The organism is Brevundimonas sp. KH_060, assembly GCF_057838275.1.
In genome coordinates, this window is record NZ_CM174463.1 from 2,685,568 (window position 1) to 2,708,429 (window position 22,862).

Annotated in this window: 23 protein-coding genes and 2 tRNA genes; 11 read left to right on the plus strand and 14 right to left on the minus strand. The window is 67.3% G+C overall.

The features are described 5' to 3' along the window. Positions 1-97: 97 nt before the first annotated feature. The 9 genes from AC3IPP_RS13305 to AC3IPP_RS13345 form a co-directional block, all read right to left on the minus strand. Complete coding sequence (locus AC3IPP_RS13305) at positions 98-229, minus strand: putative transporter small subunit (RefSeq protein ID WP_218779206.1); 132 nt, start codon at positions 227-229, stop codon at positions 98-100. A 12-nt stretch (positions 230-241) separates the two neighbouring features. Further along, positions 242-1,936 (minus strand): sodium:solute symporter family protein, encoded by a 1,695-nt coding sequence (locus AC3IPP_RS13310; protein ID WP_489149306.1) that lies wholly within the window; start codon positions 1,934-1,936, stop codon positions 242-244. A gap of 617 nt (positions 1,937-2,553) precedes the next feature. After that, a tRNA-Leu gene (locus AC3IPP_RS13315) sits at positions 2,554-2,638 on the minus strand. A gap of 10 nt (positions 2,639-2,648) precedes the next feature. Continuing rightward, positions 2,649-4,055 (minus strand): M20/M25/M40 family metallo-hydrolase, encoded by a 1,407-nt coding sequence (locus tag AC3IPP_RS13320; RefSeq protein ID WP_489151065.1) that lies wholly within the window; start codon positions 4,053-4,055, stop codon positions 2,649-2,651. Positions 4,056-4,163: 108 nt separating this feature from the next. Beyond that, positions 4,164-4,403, minus strand: a complete 240-nt coding sequence (locus AC3IPP_RS13325) for a DUF3297 family protein (protein ID WP_087141019.1) — start codon at positions 4,401-4,403, stop codon at positions 4,164-4,166. 66 nt (positions 4,404-4,469) lie between these two features. Further along, positions 4,470-5,378: a MotE family protein gene (locus tag AC3IPP_RS13330; protein ID WP_489149307.1), complete on the minus strand. Its 909-nt coding sequence runs from the start codon at positions 5,376-5,378 to the stop codon at positions 4,470-4,472. Positions 5,379-5,535: 157 nt separating this feature from the next. After that, the gene (locus AC3IPP_RS13335; RefSeq protein WP_087141021.1) at positions 5,536-6,150 is read right to left on the minus strand and encodes a DUF6468 domain-containing protein; all 615 of its coding nucleotides are present in this window, start codon (positions 6,148-6,150) and stop codon (positions 5,536-5,538) included. Position 6,151: 1 nt separating this feature from the next. After that, positions 6,152-7,234 carry a flagellar motor switch protein FliM gene (gene fliM, locus AC3IPP_RS13340; RefSeq protein ID WP_489149308.1) on the minus strand — a complete coding sequence of 361 codons (1,083 nt, stop codon included), beginning with the start codon at positions 7,232-7,234 and terminating at the stop codon, positions 6,152-6,154. 2 nt (positions 7,235-7,236) lie between these two features. Continuing rightward, positions 7,237-7,896 (minus strand): flagellar basal body-associated FliL family protein, encoded by a 660-nt coding sequence (locus AC3IPP_RS13345; RefSeq protein ID WP_087141023.1) that lies wholly within the window; start codon positions 7,894-7,896, stop codon positions 7,237-7,239. 179 nt (positions 7,897-8,075) lie between these two features. Here AC3IPP_RS13345 and flgF point away from each other — a divergent pair, with 179 nt between their 5' ends. From flgF to AC3IPP_RS13390, 9 genes are all read left to right on the plus strand, one after another. Next, positions 8,076-8,813, plus strand: coding sequence for a flagellar basal-body rod protein FlgF (gene flgF, locus AC3IPP_RS13350; RefSeq protein ID WP_087141024.1), 738 nt, complete (start codon positions 8,076-8,078; stop codon positions 8,811-8,813). A gap of 14 nt (positions 8,814-8,827) precedes the next feature. Continuing rightward, the gene (gene flgG, locus AC3IPP_RS13355) at positions 8,828-9,616 is read left to right on the plus strand and encodes a flagellar basal-body rod protein FlgG (RefSeq protein WP_046651706.1); all 789 of its coding nucleotides are present in this window, start codon (positions 8,828-8,830) and stop codon (positions 9,614-9,616) included. 16 nt (positions 9,617-9,632) lie between these two features. Beyond that, positions 9,633-10,412, plus strand: coding sequence for a flagellar basal body P-ring formation chaperone FlgA (flgA, locus tag AC3IPP_RS13360; RefSeq protein ID WP_489149309.1), 780 nt, complete (start codon positions 9,633-9,635; stop codon positions 10,410-10,412). An 11-nt stretch (positions 10,413-10,423) separates the two neighbouring features. Beyond that, positions 10,424-11,149 (plus strand): flagellar basal body L-ring protein FlgH, encoded by a 726-nt coding sequence (gene flgH / locus AC3IPP_RS13365; RefSeq protein WP_256968228.1) that lies wholly within the window; start codon positions 10,424-10,426, stop codon positions 11,147-11,149. Between the two features lie 124 nt (positions 11,150-11,273). Then, positions 11,274-11,750 carry a hypothetical protein gene (locus tag AC3IPP_RS13370; RefSeq protein ID WP_489149310.1) on the plus strand — a complete coding sequence of 159 codons (477 nt, stop codon included), beginning with the start codon at positions 11,274-11,276 and terminating at the stop codon, positions 11,748-11,750. Positions 11,751-11,786: 36 nt separating this feature from the next. Next, positions 11,787-12,290: a hypothetical protein gene (locus AC3IPP_RS13375; protein ID WP_087141028.1), complete on the plus strand. Its 504-nt coding sequence runs from the start codon at positions 11,787-11,789 to the stop codon at positions 12,288-12,290. A gap of 8 nt (positions 12,291-12,298) precedes the next feature. Then, on the plus strand, positions 12,299-12,811 hold the full coding sequence (locus AC3IPP_RS13380; RefSeq protein ID WP_489149311.1) for a hypothetical protein: 513 nt from the start codon (positions 12,299-12,301) through the stop codon (positions 12,809-12,811). A 63-nt stretch (positions 12,812-12,874) separates the two neighbouring features. Continuing rightward, a complete protein-coding gene (locus tag AC3IPP_RS13385; protein ID WP_489149312.1) occupies positions 12,875-14,665 on the plus strand; it encodes a DUF885 domain-containing protein in 1,791 nt (596 codons plus the stop codon). 17 nt (positions 14,666-14,682) lie between these two features. Next, positions 14,683-15,051: a hypothetical protein gene (locus tag AC3IPP_RS13390; protein ID WP_489149313.1), complete on the plus strand. Its 369-nt coding sequence runs from the start codon at positions 14,683-14,685 to the stop codon at positions 15,049-15,051. A gap of 176 nt (positions 15,052-15,227) precedes the next feature. Here AC3IPP_RS13390 and AC3IPP_RS13395 read toward each other — a convergent pair whose 3' ends face one another. Both AC3IPP_RS13395 and msrA read right to left on the minus strand, forming a co-directional pair. Continuing rightward, positions 15,228-15,581, minus strand: a complete 354-nt coding sequence (locus AC3IPP_RS13395) for an MmcQ/YjbR family DNA-binding protein (protein WP_489149314.1) — start codon at positions 15,579-15,581, stop codon at positions 15,228-15,230. 1 nt (position 15,582) lies between these two features. Continuing rightward, complete coding sequence (gene msrA / locus AC3IPP_RS13400) at positions 15,583-16,233, minus strand: peptide-methionine (S)-S-oxide reductase MsrA (protein ID WP_489149315.1); 651 nt, start codon at positions 16,231-16,233, stop codon at positions 15,583-15,585. 144 nt (positions 16,234-16,377) lie between these two features. Here msrA and AC3IPP_RS13405 point away from each other — a divergent pair. Together AC3IPP_RS13405 and AC3IPP_RS13410 are read left to right on the plus strand one after the other, a co-directional pair. Further along, positions 16,378-16,467: transfer RNA gene (locus tag AC3IPP_RS13405), tRNA-Ser, on the plus strand. 82 nt (positions 16,468-16,549) lie between these two features. Then, complete coding sequence (locus AC3IPP_RS13410) at positions 16,550-17,242, plus strand: DUF4336 domain-containing protein (RefSeq protein WP_489149316.1); 693 nt, start codon at positions 16,550-16,552, stop codon at positions 17,240-17,242. A gap of 117 nt (positions 17,243-17,359) precedes the next feature. On the opposite strand, the gene AC3IPP_RS13415 is transcribed toward AC3IPP_RS13410, so the two are convergent. From AC3IPP_RS13415 to AC3IPP_RS13425, 3 genes are all read right to left on the minus strand, one after another. Continuing rightward, complete coding sequence (locus AC3IPP_RS13415; protein WP_489149317.1) at positions 17,360-20,395, minus strand: TonB-dependent receptor; 3,036 nt, start codon at positions 20,393-20,395, stop codon at positions 17,360-17,362. Positions 20,396-20,541: 146 nt separating this feature from the next. Continuing rightward, on the minus strand, positions 20,542-21,651 hold the full coding sequence (locus AC3IPP_RS13420; protein WP_489149318.1) for a sugar kinase: 1,110 nt from the start codon (positions 21,649-21,651) through the stop codon (positions 20,542-20,544). Continuing rightward, on the minus strand, positions 21,648-22,862 hold the full coding sequence (locus tag AC3IPP_RS13425) for a GDSL-type esterase/lipase family protein (RefSeq protein ID WP_489149319.1): 1,215 nt from the start codon (positions 22,860-22,862) through the stop codon (positions 21,648-21,650). The genes AC3IPP_RS13420 and AC3IPP_RS13425 overlap by 4 nt, the downstream gene beginning before the upstream one ends.

The window sequence follows — 22,862 nt, forward strand, 5'->3', positions numbered from 1 at the left end:
ACCAAGCGAAGCAGAAAGTCGTCAAATCCCTACGCCGCCGCCATGACGGGGCCAAGACAGCGCAGCTATGAAAAGGGGGCCGCAGCCCCCTTCGGCGTCAAATCATCGGCTCGCCGCGTCGATGCGCGTCCAGCCACTCTCGAAAGAAGGCGCGGGCGATGAAGGCCAGCACGCCCGCGACGATGACGGGCCACATCAGAACATAGACGGTAAGCCAGAAGGGGGTCATGGCGATCTCCGGTTAGCGGGACTGAGGAAGGTGCGAGCCTGTCCGGGCCACGGCGGGCGCGGCGGCTGCCTCGGCGTCGGCCTCGTCGAAGTCGCCGGTCATGCGGGCGATGCGCGAAAAGTCGAAGCCGGTCCGGTTGGACAGGGACAGGACGGTGCAGACCACGGTGCTGACGGCATAGGCGATCAGCGAACCGCTGAGCACGGCGTAGTCATGCAGGAAGCCGATGGCGAAGGGCGCCACGGCCAGCGCCGCGATCACCCCGACGATCCGCGCGGGCCGAGCGCCGAAGAAGCCGAACACCATCAGGCCCGCGACTACGCCCACCCCGACCACGGCGACCGCGTCGAAGACATAGCCGACGGCGCCGTCCATCGGGATCCAGCCGAACCGCACCGGGAAGAAGATCGCCAGCGCCGCCAGCACCGAGACGGTAAAGGCCCTGTTAGTGACCTTCTCCCAATAGAAGCTGGCGATGACAGGGAAGACCAGCGCGCCCCAGATGGCGCCGACCAGGACCAGCAGGTCCAGGATGTTCATCCGCGCCCCGGCGAAATAGAGAGCGGTCCCGGTGGCGATGACCATGGTGGCTCGCCCCACAGTCAACATCAGGCGCGGATCGGCCTTGCGCTTGCCCGCCCGGCCATAGACGTCGGCCATCATGATCGACGACAGGGCTGACAGGTCGGAGTCCGCCGTCGAGGCCAGAGACCCGATGATCATGATGAAGAAGACGCTGAGCAGCACCGGCCCGAAATAGGTTCCGGCCAGTTGCGGGATCAGGTTGTTGAGGTCGCCCTCCATCGGATTGATCCCGGCATACAGCGCCACAACGCCCAGCATGCCGATGCCGATGATGGTGGCGCCATAGCCGACAGTGGCGGTGATGAAGGTCGGCCGGATCAGGTCCTCGCGCACGGCGAACAGACGCTGGGCGATGGTCTGGTTGCCGATGGCGTAGGCCAGGACGGCGGCGATATAGGGCGCGCCCTGGTTCAGGAAGGCGTCGGACGAGAAGAAGCTGGTCTGTTGCGGCGTCAGGTTGGACGCGCCTTCGACAAAGACGGCCGGGCCGCCCATGGCGAAGAAGATGGCCGGAATGACCACGATCACGGCGCCCAGCATGGCGCACACCTGGATGAAGTCGGTCAGCACCGAGGCGCGGAAGCCCGACCACAGCGTATACAGCAGCACGCCCCCGGCGATGACGACGACACCCTGGCTGAAGCTGAACGGCGTCAGCATGGCGATCAGCGCGCCCCCGGCGATGAAGTTCGACGTCAGGCTGATCACGCTGCCCAGGACGTTAGAGCCCGCCAGCATCAGTTGGCTGGAACGGCCATGCCGGGCGTACATGACCTCGGCCAGGGTGTGGGCGCGCGGCGCCACGGCGCGGATGCGGCGGCCATAGGGGTAGATAAACAGGATCATCAGCGCCCCCCACAGCCCATAGTGGATCGGCCCCGATATGCCGTAGACGTAGCCCGAGGTGGCCGAAGCGTACATCGACGCCGCCCAGATCCAGGTCGCCGTCATCGAGGCGGCCGAGACCCCCAGGCCGATGCCGTTCCCGGCGGTCATATAGGCGTCGGCGTTTTCCTTGCGTCGGCTGATCCGCAGCGAGATCAGCATGGTCAGGCCAAAGAACAGCACCAGCAGGCCGATCGTCAGCGGCCCGCCCAGTTGTTGAAGTTGTACGTCGTCCACGCGCGCCTGCGCTCCTGTCTCTCTAACGTCCGGCGAGCCCCCGGCCCGCTATACGCGCAACCGCAAGAACGCCGCCGCGCACAGCGGCGCAGACAGACGAGATGTCACGGTTGCCTCCGCGCCCGACATGAAAGCCAGGCGCAATGAACGGCGCATCGAACGCGCCAGCGCAGCTCAACCCCTCAAGCCGCGACGAAGCAGCCTAATACATCAACAGCGAAGCTGAGATAAAGTTTTTGTGCAGCGCGAAAGACTTGACAGAATTCAGGTCAATTTCAGCCAGATGAAAGAGATTTGACCATAAATTATAACATACACTCTCAAGAACGATAAAAATCGACTAAAGCGATATTAATGTATATCTATACTTTATACGCAAAAAATACACATAACCGATCAAGAATTCGCTCCCATGTGAAAACTGCATTCATCGACATCACACACTATGGAATGCAGGAATGCGACGGCGACAAGGGCGCGCGCGTTAAAGGTTCTGAGCCCCGGACCGCACTTGGCCGAAGACGCAAAAGCGCCTGCGTTCAGGAACGCAGGCGTGGAAACGGCCTCACTGGGCCAAGGCCCTCAAGGGCATGGGCCGGATCAGATCCGGCCGAAGATGGTGCGAGCGGCGGGGGTCGAACCCGCAAGACCAAGGTCGGCAGATTTTAAGTCTGCTGCGTCTACCAGTTTCGCCACGCTCGCAGCGCGCGCCTCAGCGCTTCGCCTCCTGTGCCGCACGAGCGGCCCGGAAGTCCACATCGGAATCAGCGATCAGGCGCACCAGGGCCGCCCAGGCGGCGACATTCTGGGTCATCTGGGCCGGGTCGATCTTGTCCAGGGTGTCGTCGGCCGTGTGGTGTAGGTCGAAATAGCGCGTGCCGTCCTGGCGCAGGCCGAAGACCGGAACGCCCGCCCTCGCCAGGGGGCCGATGTCGACCCCGCCGAACAGCTCCGCCTCGCCCGGCAGGACGCCCAGCGGCCGCAGAACGCGCTCGGCGATCTTGGCGAAGTCCGTGTTCTGCGAACCGGGCGGCAGGCCCAGAGCGTAGACGCGATCGGCGCCGAAATCGCTCTCGCCGGCGACGACGTGCTTCTCCACGTCCGCGCCGATGTTGCGGACATAGGCGCCGCCGCCGTTGCCGTGGTCGGTCGGCTGGGCGACCTCTTCGGAGCCGTAAAGCACCACACGGATCGTGCGCGCCGGGCGGCCCTGCTCGGCGATCAGCTTGGCCGCGGCCAGGGTGATGGCGCCGCCCGCCGCATCATCGATGGCGCCGGTGCCCAGATCCCAGCTGTCCATGTGCGAGCCCAGAACGATGATCTCGTTCGGACGCGACGCGCCGACGATGTCGCCCATCACGTTCTGGCTGTGGGTCTCATAGGTGTGGGCGGTGGATTTCAGGCGCAGGCGCACTGTCTCGCCCATGCCGACCAGGCGTGCGATCTGATCGGCGTCCGGTGCGCTGAGCGCAAAGGCGGGCAGCGGCACCTTGCCCTCGACATAGCGGGTGGTGCCCGTGTGCGGCATCCGGTGTTCGTCCGATCCGGCCGAGCGCATGACGAAGGCGACCGCGCCGCGCTTGGCCGCCTCGGTCGGGCCGACGCCGCGAATGCGCGACAGGGGGCCGTAGCCCGAGCCGTCCTGCATCCGCACCATCTGACCGCCGTCGACCACGGCGATCTTGCCGGCCAGCGAACCGGCCGGCGCGGCCAGCAGGGCGTCCAGACCGTCGAAGAAGACGACCTCGGCCTCGACGCCTTCAGCCGGCGTGGCGATGGAATGGCCGAGCGCGGCGGCGACCAGTTTCTGCGGGCGTGCGCCCAGGATCTCGGCGCTTTCCTCGCCCCGCTCCCAGCCGATCAGGGGGAACTGCTCGATGCGAACGTTCTGGAAGCCATGGGCGCGCATGTAGTCGGCAGCCCAGGCGGAGGCGTCCTGCTCGGCGCGCGAGCCCGCCGGGCGCGGGCCGAAGCGGGTGGTGATCTGGGTGACGTAGTCGAGGGCGATGTTGCCCTTCAGCGCCTGATCGCGCACCTGTTCGGCGGCGCGGATGGCGCCAGCGTCCTGCGCCAGAACCGGTGTAGCGACAAGGCCGAGCGCCAATGCACTGGCCGCCATCAGACGGATATTGAACGACAAGAGCGCCTCCCAGACTCAAACGACAGGCGCGGACCCTAGCGGGCGAAGACTGCGACTGAAAGTCTCAGCTTCGCCGCCAGGCGGGAATCACTCGCCCTTGATGAAGGGCTCGACCGGGCCTTGCAGCTTGACGGTCAGGGCCTTGCCGCGACGGTCGACGCGGTTGCCGACGGCCAGGCGGACCCAGCCTTCCGAGACGCAGTATTCCTCGACGTTGGTCTTTTCCTCGCCCTTGAAGCGGATGCCCACGCCGCGCGCCAGCAGTTCGGCGTTGTGGAAGGGGCTGTCGGGATCGACCGAGAGGCGGTCAGGCAGGGCGTCGGACATGGAAAGGTCTCGCGAAAAATCGAAGCGGGCTGAATAGCCGCGCAAGGCCTGTGCGACAACCGTCGCCTATTGCACCGACTGGCGCGCAGCGGCCGGAGCGTCGGCGGGGGCCGCCGTATAGGGACGCGGGCCGGTCTCGGCAGGCGTCGGCGCCTTGGCCGCAGGTTGAGCCGCCGGTCGGGCGGCGGGGCGGTTGGCGGCAGGCGTCGGCGTGCGACGCGGCGCGGTCGGTTGAGCCGCGCGGGCCGGAGCGGGCGCAGGGGCGGCGGCGGGCTGGGCCGCCGGTTGAGCGGCAGGCGTCGGCGCGGGCGCGGCCTCGGCGGGCGCCGAAGCGGCGGCGGCGCGGGCGGCGTACTGCTGGGCCTGGAAGCGTTTGGCCAGCTTTTCGGTCAGTTCGCGGGCGGCGGCGGGCTGCATCTGGGCCATGATGGCGGCCAGGGTGCGCGGACGCATGGCCGAGGCGACCGGCAGACGCACGCTGTCGTCCAGGGTGGCGAAGACGGCCGCCGCCTCCTTGGGCCGCATGGCGGAATAGACGGCGACCAGACGATCAGCCTCGGCCTTTTCCTTCTCGTCGACCTGGCCGACCAGGGCGCTGATCTCGCCCTTGAGGGCCTCCAGCGCCTGCAGTTTGGCGTCCAGCTTCTGCTCGGCCGCGACCATCAGCGGCAGGGTGGTGGCGAAGTCCGCGTCACGCGCGTCCAGCTGGTCGCGGCGCTTGGACAGGGACTGGATGATCCGAAGCTCAGCCGGAGAAATCCCCGCCTGCTGGGCCAGTTGCTCAGGCGACAGGGCGCAGACGGCGGGAGCGGGCTTAGGCGCGGGCTTGGCCCCCTCGCCTTCTCCGGCGACGGCTTCCTGAGCCCAGGCGGTCGCGCCCTGGAACAGCTCCGGCGCCACGCCCGCGGCGCGCACGGCCACGACGCCGCCGATGGCGACGGCGATCAGGGGCAGAAGGCGGGGCAGCTTGCTCATCGGTCAAACTCAGCGAACGGTCGGCGCCACGCGCCGGATAGGAAAACACTTCGCCCCTCAAGTCGTCCGAGGCCGCGCCTCGGACATAGGGGCCAGAAAAGAAACCTCGCCCCTCAAGTCGCCTGACGCCGCGCGTCAGGCATAGGGGCTCTTAGAATCAAGCAGCGAAAAGGTCGTCGTCCAGACTACGGCGGGCGCGGTTTAGGCTCTGTTGCGCAGCATGGTTAGCGGCCAGGGCCTGCATCACCGGCGAGGCGCGCTCCGGCGCGGGCGCAGGCTTCGACGACGGCGCCTTCATCACCGCGCGAGCGCCCTCGATGCGCTCCATCAACGAGGCCATGCGGCGCGCGCGCGCCTCGTCGTCCAGCAGAGGCGCGACCGAAGAGGTGCGGACAGGTTCCGCCTCGGCCTCAATCATCGCCTCCATGCCGGCCAGCGTCTTGGCGGCGGCGCGGCGTTCGTCCTCGCGCGTTTCGATACGGCTGTCAGCCGAGCGGGCGGGGGCGCGGGCGATCAGCACCTCCAGCTCCTGCTTCACGGCGCGGGCCTTGATGATGCGGTCATGCAGCAGGTCCGTCTCCTGGCCCGAGGCGCGCAGGGTGGCCAGCGCCTGTTCGGCGCGTCCGGCGGCGCTGTTCAGCTCGGTCACGGCGGCGGCGAAGGCCAGTTGGCCCTCGCGCAGGGTCTTGAGCTTGCGCTCCAGCTTGATGCCGTAGCCGATGGCCGCGACCAGCAGCAGCATGAGGATGGAGTCGAGGATGATGCCGGTCATGTCAGCTGTTCTCCCTGGCGAGGCGGGCGGCGGCGTCGGTGCTGATGGGGCCTTCGACGCGGACGGCGATATGCTGGCCCTTGCGGCCCATGCGGCCGGTGGTCAGCGGAATGGAGCCCGCCCGCACCGACACTTCGGACTCGGGCGTGACGTTCAGCATCAGGGTGTCGCCGACCTTCAGGTCCAGCACCTTGGACAGGGGCATCTGCTGCTCGTCCAGCACGCAGCGCACCTCGGTCTCGGTGGTCCAGAGTTCGGTGGCCAGGTGGCCTTCCCAGATGTTGTCGCGGCCGAACTTCTCGCCCATGAACTGCTGCAGCAGCATCTTGCGGATCGGCTCCAGCGTCGAATAGGGCAGCAGCAGCTCGACCCGGCCGCCGCGATCTTCCATGTCGATACGCAGCTTGACCAGAATAGCGGCGTTGGCCGGGCGCGCGATGGCGGCGAAGCGCGGATTGGTCTCCAACCGGTCCAGGTTGAAGTGGACGGGGGTCAGCGGTTCGAACGCCTGACGCGCATCGTTCAGGATGACCTCGACCATGCGCTGCACCAGCACCCGTTCGATGGTGGTGTACGGCCGCCCCTCGATCCGCAGGGCCGCCGTGCCGCGACGCCCGCCCAGCAGAACGTCGACGATCGAATAGATCAGGTTGGAATCGACCGTCAGCAGGCCGTAGTTGTCCAGCTCCTCGGCCCGGAACACCGCCAGAATGGCCGGCAGCGGGATGGAGTTCAGATAGTCGCCGAAACGGATGGAGCTGATGGTGTCGAGGCTGACCTCGACGTTGTCAGAGGTGAAGTTGCGCAAGGACGTCGTCATCAACCGCACCAGGCGGTCGAAGACGATCTCGAGCATCGGCAGGCGCTCGTAGGACACCAGGGCCGAGTTGATGATGGCGCGGATGCCGCTGCGTTCGGAGTCGTCCCCGCCGCCCATGTCGAAGCCGAGCAGGCTGTCGATCTCGTCCTGGTTCAGCACCCGTTCGGACAGCCCCGCGCCCAGGTCGGCGCCGAGATCGTCGCCCAGCCCGGCGTCGCCGCCGAAGGGGTCCAGTTCCGTCTCGGGGGCCAGGGCGTCGGTCATGACTACTGGACCAGCATTTCTTCGATCAGCACGGCGTCGACCTTGCCCGGCGCAGCGATCAGATTGACCCGGCGCAGGATCTCGGCGCGCAGCTGATACGACCCGGCCGACCCGGCCAGATCCTCGGGCCGCAGTTCGCGCAAGAAGCCCTGGAACATGTCCTGCATGCGCGGGGCCTCGGCCTGAAGGTGCGAGGCGACGGCGGCGTCCTTCGTCTCCAGCGTCAGGCGCAGCTTCAGATAGGTCGGGCGTCCGTCGGCCGACTGAATGTTCACGATCATGTCGGGCAGGGTGTAGAAGGTCACGCCGTCGGGACCGGCTGCGATCTTGCCCGCGCCCTCGGGCGCCGCCTCGCCTTCCCCGCCGCCGTGGCCGCCGCCCTCCTTCTTGCCCTTCTTCTCTTCCTTGGCCGGAGCCGCGTGGTCGCCCGCCGCCTCGGCGGGTTTGGGCTTCATCAGCAGGAAGGCCGTCGCGCCGCCGCCGCCCAGCACTACCAGGGCCGCCGGAATGATGATGAACAGCAGCGGAATCTTCTTCTTGGCGGGCGCGGCTTCGCCGTCCTCGCCCTCGGCGCCGGGCGCGCCGTCGCTCACGGCGGGCAGGTTCGCGTCGTCGCCGGTCGGCGCTTCGCTCTTCTTCTTGCCCAGCTTCAGTTTCAGCATGCGTAAGCCGCCCCGATCCTCACATGCCGGGTGTGGCCCTGTTTTGGTTAACGAGGCGTTTACAATCGGCAAATCCTGCCGGGCGCCGCAGGAGCGAAAACCGCTCAAACCCCCATTCCACGGGCGTTAACCCTGTTGGCACGGTCGTTGCGACGGGAAACGGCGAAAGGAGCCGCCTCGTGGAAAACGCCGCCTATATCGGACTGTCGCGCCAGATGACGCTTCGCCGCGAGCTGGACATCGTGGCCAACAACGTCGCCAATGCCGACACGACCGGCTTCAAGGTCGAACAGCTGATGGTCGGGACCGAAGTGGGCCAGCGCGCCCGCAACGACGCCATCCGCCCCTCGGCCAGCTTCGTGCTGGACAAGGGCGTGGGCCGCGACTTCGGCCAGGGCACGCTGAAGCAGACCGGCCGGGAGCTGGACTTCGGCATCGAGGGCGAAGGCGCCTTCTTCACCGTGCAGACGCCGAACGGCCCCGCCTATACCCGCGACGGCGCCTTCGTGACCGACCCGGACGGGCGGCTGACAACCAAGCAGGGCCTGCCGGTCCTGGCCGACGGCGCCGAGATCGTGCTGGATCCGCAGCGCGGTCCCGCCAGCGTCGGCCACGACGGCACCATCAGCCAGGAGGGCCAGCCCGTCGGCCGCCTGACCGTGGTGCGCTTCGACGCCCTGTCGGTGCTGCAGAAGTCCGGCGACGGCCTGTACCGCAACGCCTCCAACGCCCAGCCGATGGACGCGACCGACGCCCAGGTCCGCCAGGGGATGCTGGAAGGGTCGAACGTCAACACCCTCGTGGAAATCACCAACCTCATCGAGATCAGCCGCGCCTATGAGCGCGTGACCAAGATGATCGAAAACGCCAACGACCTGTCACGCCGCTCCGTCGAGCGGCTGGGCCGGGTTTCGTAAGGGAGAGCTGAGACATGCGCGCGCTTCGCACCGCCGCCACCGGCATGGCCGCCCAGCAGCTGAACGTGGAGGTCATCTCCAACAACATCGCCAACATGAACACGGTCGGCTTCAAGCGTCAGCGGGCCGAGTTCCAGGACCTGCTGTACCAGAACGTCGAGCGCATGGGGGCCCAGTCCTCGTCGCAGGGCACCGTGGTCCCCACCGGCATTCAGATCGGCTCGGGCGTCAAGGCGGGCAGCGTCTATCGCATCACCGAACAGGGCAGCCCCAACCGCACCGGCAACACCTACGACATCGCCATTCAGGGCAAGGGCTACTTCCAGATCACCCTGCCCTCGGGCGAGCTGGCCTATACCCGCGCGGGCAACTTCACCGTCAACGGCGAAGGCCAGCTGGTGACGGACGACGGCTATGCGGTCGAGCCGGCCATCGCCATTCCGCAGGACGCCCTGGACGTCTCTATCTCCAAGTCCGGTCAGGTCCAGGTCACCACCGCCGGCCAGACCGAGCCGCAGGTCGTGGGCCAGCTGGAACTGGCCACCTTCTTCAATGAAGCGGGCCTGGAAGCCATCGGCGACAACCTGCTGCTGGAGACGGCGGCGTCCGGCCCAGCCACGGTGGGGGCGCCTGGCGACGTCGGCTACGGCAATCTGCTGCAGCATTACACCGAAGCCTCGAACGTCGACGCGGTCAGCGAGATCACCGCCCTGATCGTGGCCCAGCGCGCCTATGAGATGAACTCCAAGGTCATCACCACCGCCGACGAGATGCTGTCCGTCTCGGCCCAGGTGAAGAGCTAAAGGGAAGGTCTGAGCCATGAAGCGCGCCCTGATCCTCGCCGCCGCCATCGCCGCATTCGCCGCACCCGCATTGGCCGGGCCGGTCAATCTGCTGCCCGATCCGGTCGACGACGACGGCCGCATCACCCTGGGCGAGTTGTTCGACGACGCCGGCGCCGCATCGGGCGTGGTCGTCGGCCGCCGCGCCGGAACCACCGCCGTGCTGGAGGCCTCCCAGGTCCAGATCGCCGCGCGCCGCGCCGGGCTGGAGTGGAGCAACCCCGCAGGCCTGCGCCGCATCGTGGTGCGCGAAGGCGGCGCCCTGCCTGCAGAAGCCTCCGCCCGACCTGCGGCCGCCAGCGTCGGCGCGCCCGCCCGAGCGGGCTCCAGCGTCGAGGTTCTGACCTACGCCCGCAGCCTGGCCGCCGGCGACGTGATCCAGCCCGAGGACGTGGTCTGGGCCTCGGTCCAGTCGCACCTGGCCCCCGCAGGCGGCCCCCAGGACGCCGAGGCGGTGATCGGCCTTCAGGCCAAGCGCGCCCTGCGCGCCGGATCGCCCGTCGGCCCGCGCGACCTGGCCTCGCCCCAGGTCATCGCCCGCAACGACATGGTCGAGGTCGCCTATATCAGCGACGGGGTCGAGCTGACCGTCACCGGCAAGGCGACCCGCAACGCCTCGGCGGGCGAGGCCGTGCCGATCCTGAACGTCCAGTCCAACCGCACCATCGACGCCGTGGCCGTGGCCCCCGGCCGGGCCGTCGCCGGTCCCGCCGCCCAGATCGCCCGCCGCAACCCGCAACAGTTCGCCGCCCGTTGAGCGAGAGTTCCATCATGCGCCCCATCACCGTCGCCGCCCTGTCGTTGTCCGCCCTGAGCCTGGCCGCCTGCTCGACCGCCATCGAGGCGGTGAAGGGGCCGGAGCTGGCCCCCATCGGCTATCCCGCCGCCCTGGTCCCGGTGGAGCAGGCCTATCTGCCCGAGCCGACCTCGGCCAGCGCCAACAGCCTGTGGCGCACGGGCGCGCGCAGCTTCTTCGGCGACCAGCGGGCGCGCCGCGTCGGCGACATCCTGACCGTCTCCATCGACATCAACGACCGCGCCCAGACCCAGAACACCACCCAGCGTAACCGCACCAACAGCGCCTCGGGCGGCGTCACCAACTTCTTCGGTCTTGAGAACAGCCTGGGCCGCGCCTTCCCCGGCGGCTTCGACGCCGCAAACATGATCGGCACGGAAGGGGCGGTGAACGCCAACGGCTCGGGCAGCGTCAACCGCTCGGAGCGTGTGAACCTGACGGTGGCCGCCGTCGTCACCGCCGTCATGCCCAACGGCAACCTGGTCATCCAGGGTCGGCAAGAAGTGCGCACCAACCGCGAGGTGCGCGAGCTGACCGTGGCGGGCATCGTCCGGCCCGAGGACATCTCCAGCGCCAACACCATCCGCCACAGCCAGATCGCCGAGGCGCGCATCAGCTACGGCGGGCGCGGCGACATCAGCCGGATGCAGGCGACGCCCGCCGCCCAGTCTCTGGTCGAACGCTTCAGCCCCTTCTGACCCGCGTTCACCGAAACGTGTGATTCCGGCCGCAGCGCATCACTGAATCGCGCGCGGCCCAGCGGAGCCGTGAACCGTTAACAAGCGACCCGCGTTTGATCTGTCGAACGCGAGTGAGCTTGTCATGCGTAAAACCGTCTTTCCCATCCTGGCCGCCGTGGGCCTAGCCGCCGTCGCGGCCCATGCGGCGACCTATGCTCCGTCCTCATCCCGCAGCGGCGCCGAAGCCGTCGCCGGCTGGCATATGCTGCATGAAGGGCCGATGGCCAAACTGGCCTATGGCCTGCCGGATTCGGACCAGTTGGCCCTGATGCTGACCTGCGCGCCGGGCGACGGCGCCGCCGTGGTCTATGGCGACGTCCAGCCGCGCAGCGCGGGTCTGGTCCTGGCGTCCAGCGGGCCGCAGCCCATCGACCCGCTGTCGAACGGCGAGGCCTTCGAGGCGCGCCTGCCGCTCGGCGATGCGGCCCTGACCGGCCTGGCGCGGGGCGGCCGCATGACCGTCCAGACCGAGGCCGGCGAGCGCCAGCTGACCGCTACGCGTGCGGAGCGGCGAATGGTCCAGGGGTTTCTTAGCTATTGCGCTTCGGGACATGCCTGACCACAGTCCCCCGTCTTCCTCAGCGGGGGCTGAAACATGACCTCAATGCTCGGCCTGACCCAGGCCATGCTATTCGCCTTGGCCGTGCAGACGGCCCCTCAGAGCGGAGCGCAGCCGCCCGCCGAACGGCCTCAGGCTGCGCCGCCGGCCCGATCAGCCCGCGCGTCCGAGGGCTGGACCTGGACCCTCTACAGCGGCGACGGCCCTCTGGTTCTGGCCAATGAGATCCCCGACACGCCACGCCTTCGCACCACGCTGGAGTGCGCGCCCGGCTCCAGCGTCGTCCGTCTGGCCTTCCATGACGCGCCCGGCGCCGACGGCTTCGCCGTCATCCGATCCGGCGCCGCCTCGACCGAGGTCGAGGCCCGCGCGCGACGCGGACGACTGGAGGCGGCTTTGCGCGCCGACCATCCCGTCTTCGCCGCCTTCCTGGCCTCCGGGCGGCTGACCCTCGCCCTGGGCGACCAGGCCGAAACCGTCGAGATCGATCGGGCGAATCTGTCCAAACTGCGCCGCTTCGCCGAACTGTGCACCGGATAAGGACCAGGATGCGCCCTGCCCGCTGGCTGACCGCCGCCGCCTTCATCGCCCCCCTCGCCCTGACCGCCGCTCTCGGCGCCTGCGCCCCCAGCGTCGCCCCGCTGAGCACGAACGGCGCACCCCTGCCCGTCGCGGGCTACGACTGGTTCCTGAATGAAGACTCGGACGAGCCGCGTCTGTCCTACGGACTGGCTCAGTCCGACGACGTGCCGCTCAGCCTCATGTGCGCGCCCGGTTCGGGCAAGATCGGCCTGTCCCTAGCTGCGGACCAGGCCAACGGGCGCCGCGCCATCACCCTGGAATCCGGGGGCGACACCGAGACCTATGCCGCGCGCGTCGAAGCGGCCGACATGCACGACGGCGTCCACCTGGTCGCCACGGCTCCCGCCGCCGATCCCGTCATCCAGCGGTTCCGTCGCCTCGGCTGGCTAGCGATCCTCAACGGCGACCAGCGCTGGATGATGGCCGCCCAGCCTGGTTCGGAAGGCCGCGCGGCGCGTTTCCTGGAGTTGTGCCGCTGAAGGCTTGACCGCAGCGACGCGGTCCGCTCCCCTCCCCGCCAGTTCTTGGGAGGGCTTTAGTTCATGCGTCATCTTCTTCTCGCCGCCGGGATCGGCCTGTCAGGCCTTGCGGGCGCCGCCGCCCTGCCGACCCAGGCCGCCGCCGTTCAAAGCCAGTCGTCCGCCGCCGCGCTGGACGCCCTGCTGGTCGATTACGAAGCCTATCTGCGCCAGAACGACCCCATCGGCTCGGGCATGGACGGCGACCGCGCGGCCCTGTCGCGCCTGCCCGACGCCAGCCGCGCAGGCGAACTGGCCCGCCGCGCCCCACTGAACGCCCTGAAGGCGCGGCTGGACGCCATCAACCCGGCCTCGCTGGACGAAGGCCACCGCCTGAACCACGCCTTCGTCGGCTATCTGATCCGCCGCGAGCTGGAGCGGATCGAGTTGGACCCGTCGCGTCTGGCCTTTGATTCCGAAGGCGGCCCCGGCCAGCTTCTGGCCTATCTGGCGCCCGCTGCGCGCATCGCCACGGCCGCCGACGCCGAGGCCTGGTTGAAGCGTCTGGAGGCCGCGCCCGCCTATTACGACGCCGGGATCGCCAACACCCGGCGCGGGCTGGAGACCGGCCTGATCCAGGCCCGGTCGGTCGTCGACAGCGCCCTGGCCCAGGCCGAGCGCGACCTGACGCCGGGCGAAGCCGGCGACGTCCTGCTGCGCCCGTTCAACGCCCTGCCCGCCTCCATCCCCGCCGCCCAGCAGGAACAGTTCCGCGCCCGCGCCCGCGCCCTGGTCGAGGGAGCGATCACCGCCCGCCGCACCGCCTGGCGCGACCTGCTGCGCGACGAATACGCGCCCAAGGCCCCACAGGCGCCGGGTCTGATCCACCGCCCCGGCGGCCGCGACCTGTACGCCTTCCTGGTCCGCAACCACACCACCACCGACCTGACGCCCGATCAGGTGCATGAGATCGGCCAGCAGGAAGTCGCCCGCATCCGCGCCCGCATGGAGACGGAGATGAGCGCGGCCGGCTGGACCGGCGACTTCGCCGGCTTCCTGACCTTCCTGCGCACCGACCCGCAATTCTACGCCAAGACGCGCGAGGAGCTGCTGGAAAAGGCCTCCGAGATCGCCAAGCGCGCCGACGACCGCCTGCCGTCGCTGTTCGCCACCCTGCCGCGCCTGCCCTACGGCGTACGCCCCGTGCCGATCGAGATGGAAGAGACCTACACCACCGGCCGCTACAACGCCGGGTCGATGGCGACGGGCGTGGCCGGGGGCTACATCGTCAATACCGGCAAGCTGGACCAGCGCCCCCTGTATGAACTGCCCGCCCTGACGGTGCACGAGGCCGTGCCGGGCCACCACCTGCAGGTCGCCCTGCAACAGGAAGCCGCCGACCAGCCCTATTACCGCCGTCGCGCCTCGGTCACCGCCTTCAGCGAAGGCTGGGGTCTCTATTCCGAGTTCCTGGGCGAAGAGATGGGCATCTACCGCACGCCCTATGAGCGGTTCGGCCGCCTGAGCTACGAAATGTGGCGCGCCTGTCGTCTGGTCGCCGACACGGGCCTGCACTGGCTGGGCTGGAGCAAGGAACAGGCCCGCGCCTGCTTCCGCGACAACTCCGCCCTGTCGCCGCACAACATCGAAACCGAACTGCAGCGCTACATCGGCGATCCCGGTCAGGCCACGGCCTATAAGATCGGCGAGATCCGCCTGCGCGAGATCCGCAGCCGGGCCGAGCGCGAACTGGGCGACCGCTTCGACGTGCGGACCTTCCACGACGCCCTGCTGGTCGACGGCGCCCTGCCGCTGGCCCTGCTGGATGCGCGCATGGACCGCTGGATCACCGAACAGAAAACCGCCTCTCAGTAAGAAAGCGTCCCTCCGGCATGAATTTCATCAAACGCATCTTCGGCTCGGTGCAGCCGGGTTATTTGATCCGCGCCTATGTGCTCAGCGCCGCCTTCATGGCCTTCATGATCTGGATGGTGCTGTCGCTGGACGGCGCCAAGCCCATGCATGATCGCGCCGTGACCCTGGCCGTGTTCGGCGTCGGTGCCCTGCTGTTCCCCTTCTCCAAACTGGTCTGGGACGAGATCAAGCGGGTGATGATGGGCGAGACCGTCTTCTTCATGAACGCCGTCATCCTGATGTTCCTGAAGGTGCTGGTGAACTTCTTCCTGTGGGGCTTCTCGATCTTCATCGCGCCCGTGGGGATTCTCTACCTGTGGTTCCGGTCGCGAAACGCCGCCGCCTGAAACAGCACGCCTTCAGCGAACCCACGCTCCTCTCCTCCCCACTTTGTGGGGAGGGGGACCGCGAAGCGGTGGAGGGGCTTTAGCGAGCTGTCAGATAGACCTTGGGGCAGAGCTGACGTCGGCGGAACCAAGCGGCCCCTCCGTCTCGTCGGCTTCACCGTCGATCCACCTCCCCATTACATGGGGAGGAGAAGCCCCAGTTCGCCCCGCGCCTTCTTCGTCAGCTTGGCGGCGATCAGGGCGTGGGCCGTCTTCAGATGATCCGCCAGTTCATCATCCGGCCAGTCGCCCGGATCGGCCAGATGCACCCACTTCGCCCGCGCCAGATAGGGGGCGGGCGCCGCCCGCCCCTCCTCGGTCAACACCTCATAGGCAATGTCCGAGACCTTGAACGACAGCCCGCCCTCGGCGCCGACGATGGCGAACATCTTGCCCCCGACCTTATAGGCGTCATGCCCCGGTCCGAACGGGTGATCCATCGTCGCCCCCGGCAAGGCCAGGCAGGCCTTGCCTACGCCCGCGCGATCCATCCTAGGCCCCGACGCCCAGGCCGATCGGGCAGACCACGCCCGTCCCGCCGATACCGCAATAGCCCGCCGGATTCTTGGCCAGATAGCCCTGGTGATAGCCCTCGGCGAAGTAATAGGGACCGGCCGGTTCGATCTCGGTCGTGATCGCCCCGCGCCCCGCCGCGCTCAGCGCCGCCTGATAGGCGTCGCGCGAGGCCAGCGCTTCCGCCTGCTGCGCCTCGTTCAACGTATAGACGGCCGAGCGATACTGCGTGCCCTGGTCGTTGCCCTGACGCATGCCCTGCGTCGGGTCATGGTTCTCCCAGAAGGCCTTCAGCAGGTCGCCATATGAAATCCGGGCCGGATCAAACACCACCTGCACCACCTCCGTGTGACCGGTGCGGCCCGAACAGACCTCCTCATAGGTCGGGTTGGGCGTGATCCCGCCCGCATAGCCCGCCGACGTGACCCACACGCCCGGCAACTGCCAGAACACCCGCTCCACGCCCCAGAAACAGCCCATGCCGAACACGGCCGTCTCCATTCCTGCCGGATGCGGCCCCTTCAGCGCATGACCCAGGACGAAGTGCGTCTCATCGGTCGGCAACGCTTCGGCCCGCCCTGGCAGAGCCGTCTCAAGCGTGGGCAGTTCAGCATTCTTCTTCAACAACATGGCGCGAACTCCGGGAAAAACCTTCTTCGCCTATATGGAGGCTTCAAGGGCGCTTGCCCATGGGGGCGTCATGCTCTAATCAGCCCCTCCCGTCGGTCCGCTCCCGACGGCTCCGCCCCGGACGCATCCGGGCTCAGGTGGAATGGACAGGTGGCCGAGTGGTTGAAGGCGCACGCCTGGAACGCGTGTATAGGGGCAACTCTATCGAGGGTTCGAATCCCTCTCTGTCCGCCACCACCCTACTTCAAACGTTTCTTTCGAAGATCGCAGCGTTTCGGCAAGCTATAGAGCTTTCTGATTGATGGCGGGGTCGGCCGTGCTGCAAGAATTTGGGCTCGATATATGGACGGCCGATGGCTCTGAAGTCGTTGCCGCGCTCGGGTTTCACTACCCCACTCGCATGGCCGTCATCAGGGTGTCCGGCGGCGACCTTTTCGTCTGGTCGCCCATAGCATTGACCGACAGCCTTCGAGACGAGGTTGAGGCTATCGGAAAGGTCCGCTTTCTGATCGCACCGAACTCGCTGCATCATCTGTTCATTGCGGATTGGAAGCACGCATTTCCGGATGCGCAAATCTTTGCGGCTCCTGGCCTGCGAGAGAAACGCCAGGACTTGGCTTTTGACGGCGATCTAGACGACGCAGCGCGCCCACCCTGGTCAGCAGAAATCGATCACGTTCTGGTGGCGGGGAATGCGATAACGGATGAGGTGGTGTTCTTTCACCGGAAGAGCGGCGTCGTAATCTTCACCGATCTTGTTCAGCAAATGCCTGTCGGCTGGTTTTCAGGCTGGCGCGCCGCAGTGGCGAAGCTGGACCTCATGGTCGGCCCGGAGCCCTCGGTTCCTCGCAAGTTCCGCGTGTCCTTCACCAATCGCGCGCTCGCACGCGAAGCCGTGAAACATATCTTGGCATGGCCGGCCGAAAAAGTGCTGATGGCGCATGGAACGCCTGTCGAAAAAGACAGCCAAGCCTTTTTGCGGCGCGCGTTCCAGTGGCTGGTGAAGTGAAGCGCTTCCGCCAACCTTCGCGGTCCTATTAAAGTCAGCGGCGCGTCGTCTCCTCCCCCATAGACAACAGGCCGGCCCGCGCGACGGACCGGCCTGCCTCTCACATGGTCAGCGGCCCTAGAAGCGCAGGCTAAGCCCCGCGACGATGCGGCGGTCCGTCAGACCATTGTAGCAAAGCAGAGCATCGTCATTGATGCAGTACTCATTGGCGTCTTCACGCGTCAGATTGATCGCCTCCAGGCCCACAGTGGCCCAACTGTTGATCTCGTAGTTGACGCTGGCGTTCAGTTGGCCGCGATCGTCGCTGACGCGCGGAACGTCAAAGGCCGAGGTGAAGGCTTCCGTGTTGATGAAGTCGGAGCGCCACGTATAGCGCATCCGAGCGCTCAGCCCGCCCCGCTCATAGAAGAGCGTCGCGTTGTAGGAATACTTCGAGAGGTTCTCCAGCTCGACCCGATCTTGCGGCAGCGGATCGAAGCCCAGGTCGCGGGTCGTGTTCCGCGTCAGGCCGATGGTCCGATAGCTTTCAACGTTTCCGTCAGTCTTCTGATAGGTGAAGTTGCCGATGAAGCCGAAGCCGGACATCCAGCCGAGGCGATCCTCCCATTGCGACAGGTCGTACTGGAAGGCCGCCTCGACGCCCGTCTGGGTCGTCTCGCCGTCCACGTTGAACGTCGATGTCAGCGGAACGCAGATGCCGGTCTGTCCCTTGTCGGGATGATTGACGTTGATGACCGCGATCGGGTTGTAGATGCCGCCGCCGGGGCAGGACGGATCGCGGCTTCGGTTCACCACGCCGTTCACGGCGTTGTCGGGCGGGCTTTCGGTGACGCTGGCGAACAGATTGTCGCGCACCTTGTGGAAGACGCCCAGGCTGATCAGGCTGGACGGCGCGAAATAGTATTCAGCCGACAGGTCGAACGACAGGACAGTTTCCGGCTGCAGGTTCGGGTTGCCGCGATTGACCGCCGTATTCTCGCTAGTGGCGAAGGTCACCGAGGACGACAACCGGTTGAAATCAGGCCGGCGAATATCGCGAGCGACGCCGGCGCGAATGATGACGTCCTCGCGCGGCTCCGCCACGAGGTTGAAGCGCGGCAGCCAGAATTCATAGGAGGTGTTGTGCACCGCCCGGCTTGAGTTCGTGCCGCTGGCGACCGTATTGCCGACCGAGCTGAGGTCTGTGCTGACGTAACGCACGCCGGCGTTGCCGCGCATGGGCATGCCGAAAGCCTCGGTATCGAAATTGGCCTGCAGATAGGCGGTGCTGGTCTTCTCGGTGATCTCGAAGAAGGCGCTCGCCTGCGACGTCGGCTGGCCGATCAACGGAATACTGGAGCCGTTGGCGGCGTTGCTGGCGGCGATGGCGGCGTTGATGTCGGCCAGGGTTCCCGCAGGATCGCCGAAGGCCTTGGCGCCGTCCAGGATCAGGAAGTCCGAGAAATACAGACGGCGATCATCGGCCGCGTTGAAGTTGTTCGGACCGGCGATCAGCAGGTTGGAGAAACGGTCGCCGCTGGGGCGGAAGAAGGACGAATTCACGTTGGTGAAGTTGGTGCTGCCCGTGACGTTGTCATTGAGCGCGCTGGTCTCGTTCCAGCGCAGGCCCGCGTCGATCGAACTGATGAAAGGCAGAACGCCGTCCATGGCGTAGGAAGCGTCGAGGCGGAACGCCTTCTCTTCATTCTCGCGGACGCTACGCCCCTGCGACACCTGATGCAGGCGATAGTTGGCGGGGTTCAGCAACTGGGCCGCGCTGGGCGTCGAGAGCTGCCCTTGAGCAATGCCGAATTGCAGCGTCCCGCCGCTCAGATCGAACTCGATCGGCACGCCGTTGGCCAGCGACACGCCCCGAACCGGCTGCGGGCTGTTGGGATTGACGAATTCCAGCGTCGTATTGAAGCTGGGCAGGATCGAGTCCGAGGTCGACAAGGACGCCTGGGCGCTGAGCGACAAGCGGTCCAGATCCCACTCGCCGCCCAGAGCGAACACACGGCTTTCGGTCACTCGCGAGCCCGTATCGCTGGTCGTGCGCAGATAGGGGGCAAGATTGCCGTCCGTCCGGGGCAGGATGAGCCCCTTCAGCGCCGCCTGGACGGAGCCTAGGTCCATCGTCCCGTTCGGGCCCTGCACCTTGCCCAGGTTGACGGTTTCGAACGCCGTGTTCGTCGTGTTGTCGACCACGCCATTGTCCGAAATGGTCGAGATCTGGACGGTCGAGCTCTGTTCGGCGCGCTGCTGATCGTTCAGCGTCATATCGAAGTAGAATTTCAGATTGTCTCTCGGCTTCCACTCCGCCGAGCCCGAGAAATTCTTGGTCTCATACTCGAAATTATCCAGGTCCTGATTAAAGAACTGGATGCGCATGAAGGGGAAGGCCTCGGCGCTCAGACGGCCCGAGTCGGGGGTGACGACCGCATCGCGATCGACGCGCGGGCGGAAGGCGGCGACGTCCTGCTCGGCGTAGCTGAAGCTGCCGACCAGGCCGAACTGACCGAAGTCCGTGTCCCAGCGCTTGCCGATCGTGCCCGAATAGCGCGGGGTCAGGGTGTCTGACAGGTCGCTGTATTCGGTCTGGGCGCGGAAGGCGAAGAGGGGGTCCTTCAAGTCCAGCGGGCGGATGGTCCGCAGATTGATGGTGCCGCCCACCGAGCCTTCGATCGTCTTGGCCTCCGGCACCTTGATGACCTGCACCGAGCTGATCATCGAAGCCGCCAGGTCGTCAAAGCTGATGCCCGATCGGCCCGAGCCCGAACCAACCGTCGAGACGCCGTTGATTTCGACCCGGTTGGCGTCCGTGCCGCGAATCTGCACGCCGCGCCCGACGCCCGCCTCGCGGGTGATCTGGATGCCGGTGACGTTCTCGAGCACTTCGGCGAGATTCTGGTCCGGCAGCTTGCCGATGTCCTCGGCCTCGATGACCTCGACCAGGTTGTCGGCGTTGCGCTTCTGCGACAGCGCGTTCTGCAGCGACGCGCGAATGCCGGTGACGACGATCTCATCCACCTGAGTGACGTCGGCGTTCCCCGCCCCGTCCTGATCCGGCTCGACGCTTTGGGCGAACGCCGGAGCGGCCGCCATCAGCGCCGTCGTCGTCAGCAGTACCGCCGTCAGTCGTTTGCCGGAATTCGCTCGAACGCCAACATCCCCCATTTGCCTCATCGCGTGCCTCCCAGTGCGCTTTTTTTATTATCCGAACGCTGGATTGGCCTTACCTGTCTGTCAACCTCTTTTAGGACCAGATTGGATTATTATAATAGACCAATTGGTCTATTATAAGATCAGACCTATCCGTCGCTTCAGCGGCTTCCGCCGCGCTCGCCTCGAATAAGCGCCTCGACTTCAGCCAGGTCAGTCTCGGCGTTGTCGCCGGGCGTCGTCATCGCCAAGGCCCCGTGGGCGGCCGCCAGCTCCACCGCCTGTTGAGCGCCCTCTCCCGCCATGAGCCCATGGATAAGGCCCGAGGCGAAGGCGTCGCCGCCGCCGACGCGGTCCAGAATCTCCAGATCCGGTCGAGCCATGGAGACGTATCGCTCGTCCCGCTCGTGAAAGACGCCCTGCCAGCCGTTGACCGTCGCGCTCTTCGGGTCACGCAGGGTGTAGGCCACGCCCCGTAGCTGCGGGAAGGCGTCGAAAACCATCTGTGCGGCCTTGGACGGCGGCCCCGGATCGGTCGGCCAGGCGCGCCGCCCGACCTCTTCGCTGACCAGACCCAGGCAGGCGGCCAATCCCCGATCGTCCGCGAAGATCAGATCGCACTCCGCCACAATGGCCCGGTTGATCGCACGCAGGGCTTCGGGGTCCGGGTGGCTGCGCCATAGGCTTTCGCGATAGTTGAGATCGTAGGATACGGTGACGCCGAGGCGACGCGCCGCGCGCACAGCCGTCAGGGCGGTCTGCGCCGTGTCCGCTGACAGCGCGGCGAAGACGCCACCGGTATGCAGCCAGCACGCGCCGTTCGCGCCCAGGACATCGTCCCAATCGAACGCCTGCGGGTCGAGCGCCGACGCCGCCGAATACGCCCGGTCGGACACGCCCTGGGGCGGGCGCACGCCGAAGCCGCGCTCGGTGAAGTTGAGCCCCATCCGCGCCTCACGCCCAACGCCGTCGTAGTCACGCCAGACGATGGCGCCGACATCCACGCGCGCCTGGGCGATCAGGCTTTCGGTCAGCACGCCAAGAGGATTGCGCGGCAGGGCCGTCAGCACCGCCGTCGACCGCCGGAAGGTCCGGCTGAGCCCGCGCGCGACGTTGTACTCGCCGCCGCCCTCCCAGACGTTGAAGGCGCGGGCGCTACGGATCCGCCCCTCGCCCGGATCCAGACGCAGCATCACCTCGCCGAGAGCGGCCAGGTCCCACTGCTTGGAGCCGCCGACGGGCAGCGCCCACGAACGCTTCGCCTCGCTCATCGCGCGTCGCACCCGAACAGCGACAGGTCGACCGCCTCGGCCATCAGCCGATATCCCTCATCATTGGGGTGGAGCATGTCGGGACGAGCCGCGTCCGCGCGGAAGCTCTCTGGATCCGCCGGATCTCGAACGGCCGCATCGAAGTCCACAAACCCGTCAAACGCCCCGCCGTCGCGGATGAAGGCGTTGAGGGTGCGCCGCGCCTCCGACGACGGGGCGTCATAGCGCTCCGATCCCTTGAACGGCGTCAGGGTTCCGGCGACCGCCTTCACCCCATGGTCGTGCAGGCGGGCGACCAACTGGCGATAGCCCTGAACCATGTCCGCTGCGTTGCGGCCTGGCTTGGCGGGATCGCCCCCGTGGCGGATGTCGTTGATGCCCTCCAGCAGGATGACGTAGTCGATCTGCGGCAGGGCCAGGATGTCCCGGTCCAGGCGCGCCAGGCCCGAATGGGACCGGCCGTGGTCCAGCAACTTGTTGCCGCTGATGCCCTGATTCAGCACCACGAACCGGCCGGGACAGGTCGCCTCGAAGCGGCGCGCCAGGACGCTGGGCCAGTCGCGCTCGGCCCCCAGGGTGGCGGTCGCCCCCTCGGTTATGGAGTCGCCGAAGGCCGCCACCACCGTCGGCGCCGTCTCGCGTACGCCATAGACGGCGGAGATCACGTTCTGGCGGTAATCCAGGGCGACGTCGTCGCCGGGCGTCGCCTCGCCCTGCCCTATGCGGACGACCGTGCGGCGCACGGCGGGGCGGGTCGGCTCGGGGAAACGCAGGCTGACCGAGACCAGCGAAAAGGCCGGAGCCTCCACGGCCACCGGGTCGCTGACCAGGACGGAGCCGACGGGAATCACCACCTCGCCGCGCCCGTCGAAGAGAACCGGCGTCGTGCCGGCCTCGCCCGTCAGGCCCAGCCGCATGTCGGCCACGCGCAGCGGCGCCGCGCCCAGTTCGTTGCTGACGCGCAACCGCAGCGCGCGCGCCGATGCGCCCAGGCGCATGTCCTGACGGACGGTCTGCCCCGCGAACTGCACGGGCGCCTCGGGCGTGCCGTCCTTGCGGTCGGGCGCGGGCGAGGCGGTCCAGACCGGACTCCACACTTGAGCCGAGGCCGCGCCCGCCGCGCCCCAGGCGACGCCAGCCAGGGTCAGGGCCAGAAGGGCCGCGCGACGGCGACCGGCTTTGAAAGGCGGGACAGAAAACGGGCGGATCAT

Excerpts from the sequence above, each read along its gene's own strand:
- flgG (WP_046651706.1), top strand. The coding sequence starts at position 8,828 with ATGCGCGCGCTTCGCACCGCCGCCACCGGCATGGCCGCCCAGCAGCTG.
- flgA (WP_489149309.1), top strand. The coding sequence starts at position 9,633 with ATGAAGCGCGCCCTGATCCTCGCCGCCGCCATCGCCGCATTCGCCGCA.
- AC3IPP_RS13325 (WP_087141019.1), bottom strand. The coding sequence starts at position 4,403 with ATGTCCGACGCCCTGCCTGACCGCCTCTCGGTCGATCCCGACAGCCCC.
- AC3IPP_RS13370 (WP_489149310.1), top strand. The coding sequence starts at position 11,274 with ATGCGTAAAACCGTCTTTCCCATCCTGGCCGCCGTGGGCCTAGCCGCC.
- AC3IPP_RS13415 (WP_489149317.1), bottom strand. The coding sequence starts at position 20,395 with ATGGGGGATGTTGGCGTTCGAGCGAATTCCGGCAAACGACTGACGGCG.
- AC3IPP_RS13425 (WP_489149319.1), bottom strand. The coding sequence starts at position 22,862 with ATGATCCGCCCGTTTTCTGTCCCGCCTTTCAAAGCCGGTCGCCGTCGC.
- AC3IPP_RS13330 (WP_489149307.1), bottom strand. The coding sequence starts at position 5,378 with ATGAGCAAGCTGCCCCGCCTTCTGCCCCTGATCGCCGTCGCCATCGGC.
- AC3IPP_RS13320 (WP_489151065.1), bottom strand. The coding sequence starts at position 4,055 with ATGGCGGCCAGTGCATTGGCGCTCGGCCTTGTCGCTACACCGGTTCTG.
- msrA (WP_489149315.1), bottom strand. The coding sequence starts at position 16,233 with ATGTTGTTGAAGAAGAATGCTGAACTGCCCACGCTTGAGACGGCTCTG.
- AC3IPP_RS13390 (WP_489149313.1), top strand. The coding sequence starts at position 14,683 with ATGAATTTCATCAAACGCATCTTCGGCTCGGTGCAGCCGGGTTATTTG.
- AC3IPP_RS13395 (WP_489149314.1), bottom strand. The coding sequence starts at position 15,581 with ATGGATCGCGCGGGCGTAGGCAAGGCCTGCCTGGCCTTGCCGGGGGCG.
- AC3IPP_RS13385 (WP_489149312.1), top strand. The coding sequence starts at position 12,875 with ATGCGTCATCTTCTTCTCGCCGCCGGGATCGGCCTGTCAGGCCTTGCG.
- fliM (WP_489149308.1), bottom strand. The coding sequence starts at position 7,234 with ATGACCGACGCCCTGGCCCCCGAGACGGAACTGGACCCCTTCGGCGGC.
- AC3IPP_RS13375 (WP_087141028.1), top strand. The coding sequence starts at position 11,787 with ATGACCTCAATGCTCGGCCTGACCCAGGCCATGCTATTCGCCTTGGCC.
- AC3IPP_RS13345 (WP_087141023.1), bottom strand. The coding sequence starts at position 7,896 with ATGCTGAAACTGAAGCTGGGCAAGAAGAAGAGCGAAGCGCCGACCGGC.
- AC3IPP_RS13420 (WP_489149318.1), bottom strand. The coding sequence starts at position 21,651 with ATGAGCGAGGCGAAGCGTTCGTGGGCGCTGCCCGTCGGCGGCTCCAAG.
- AC3IPP_RS13335 (WP_087141021.1), bottom strand. The coding sequence starts at position 6,150 with ATGACCGGCATCATCCTCGACTCCATCCTCATGCTGCTGCTGGTCGCG.
- AC3IPP_RS13305 (WP_218779206.1), bottom strand. The coding sequence starts at position 229 with ATGACCCCCTTCTGGCTTACCGTCTATGTTCTGATGTGGCCCGTCATC.
- AC3IPP_RS13380 (WP_489149311.1), top strand. The coding sequence starts at position 12,299 with ATGCGCCCTGCCCGCTGGCTGACCGCCGCCGCCTTCATCGCCCCCCTC.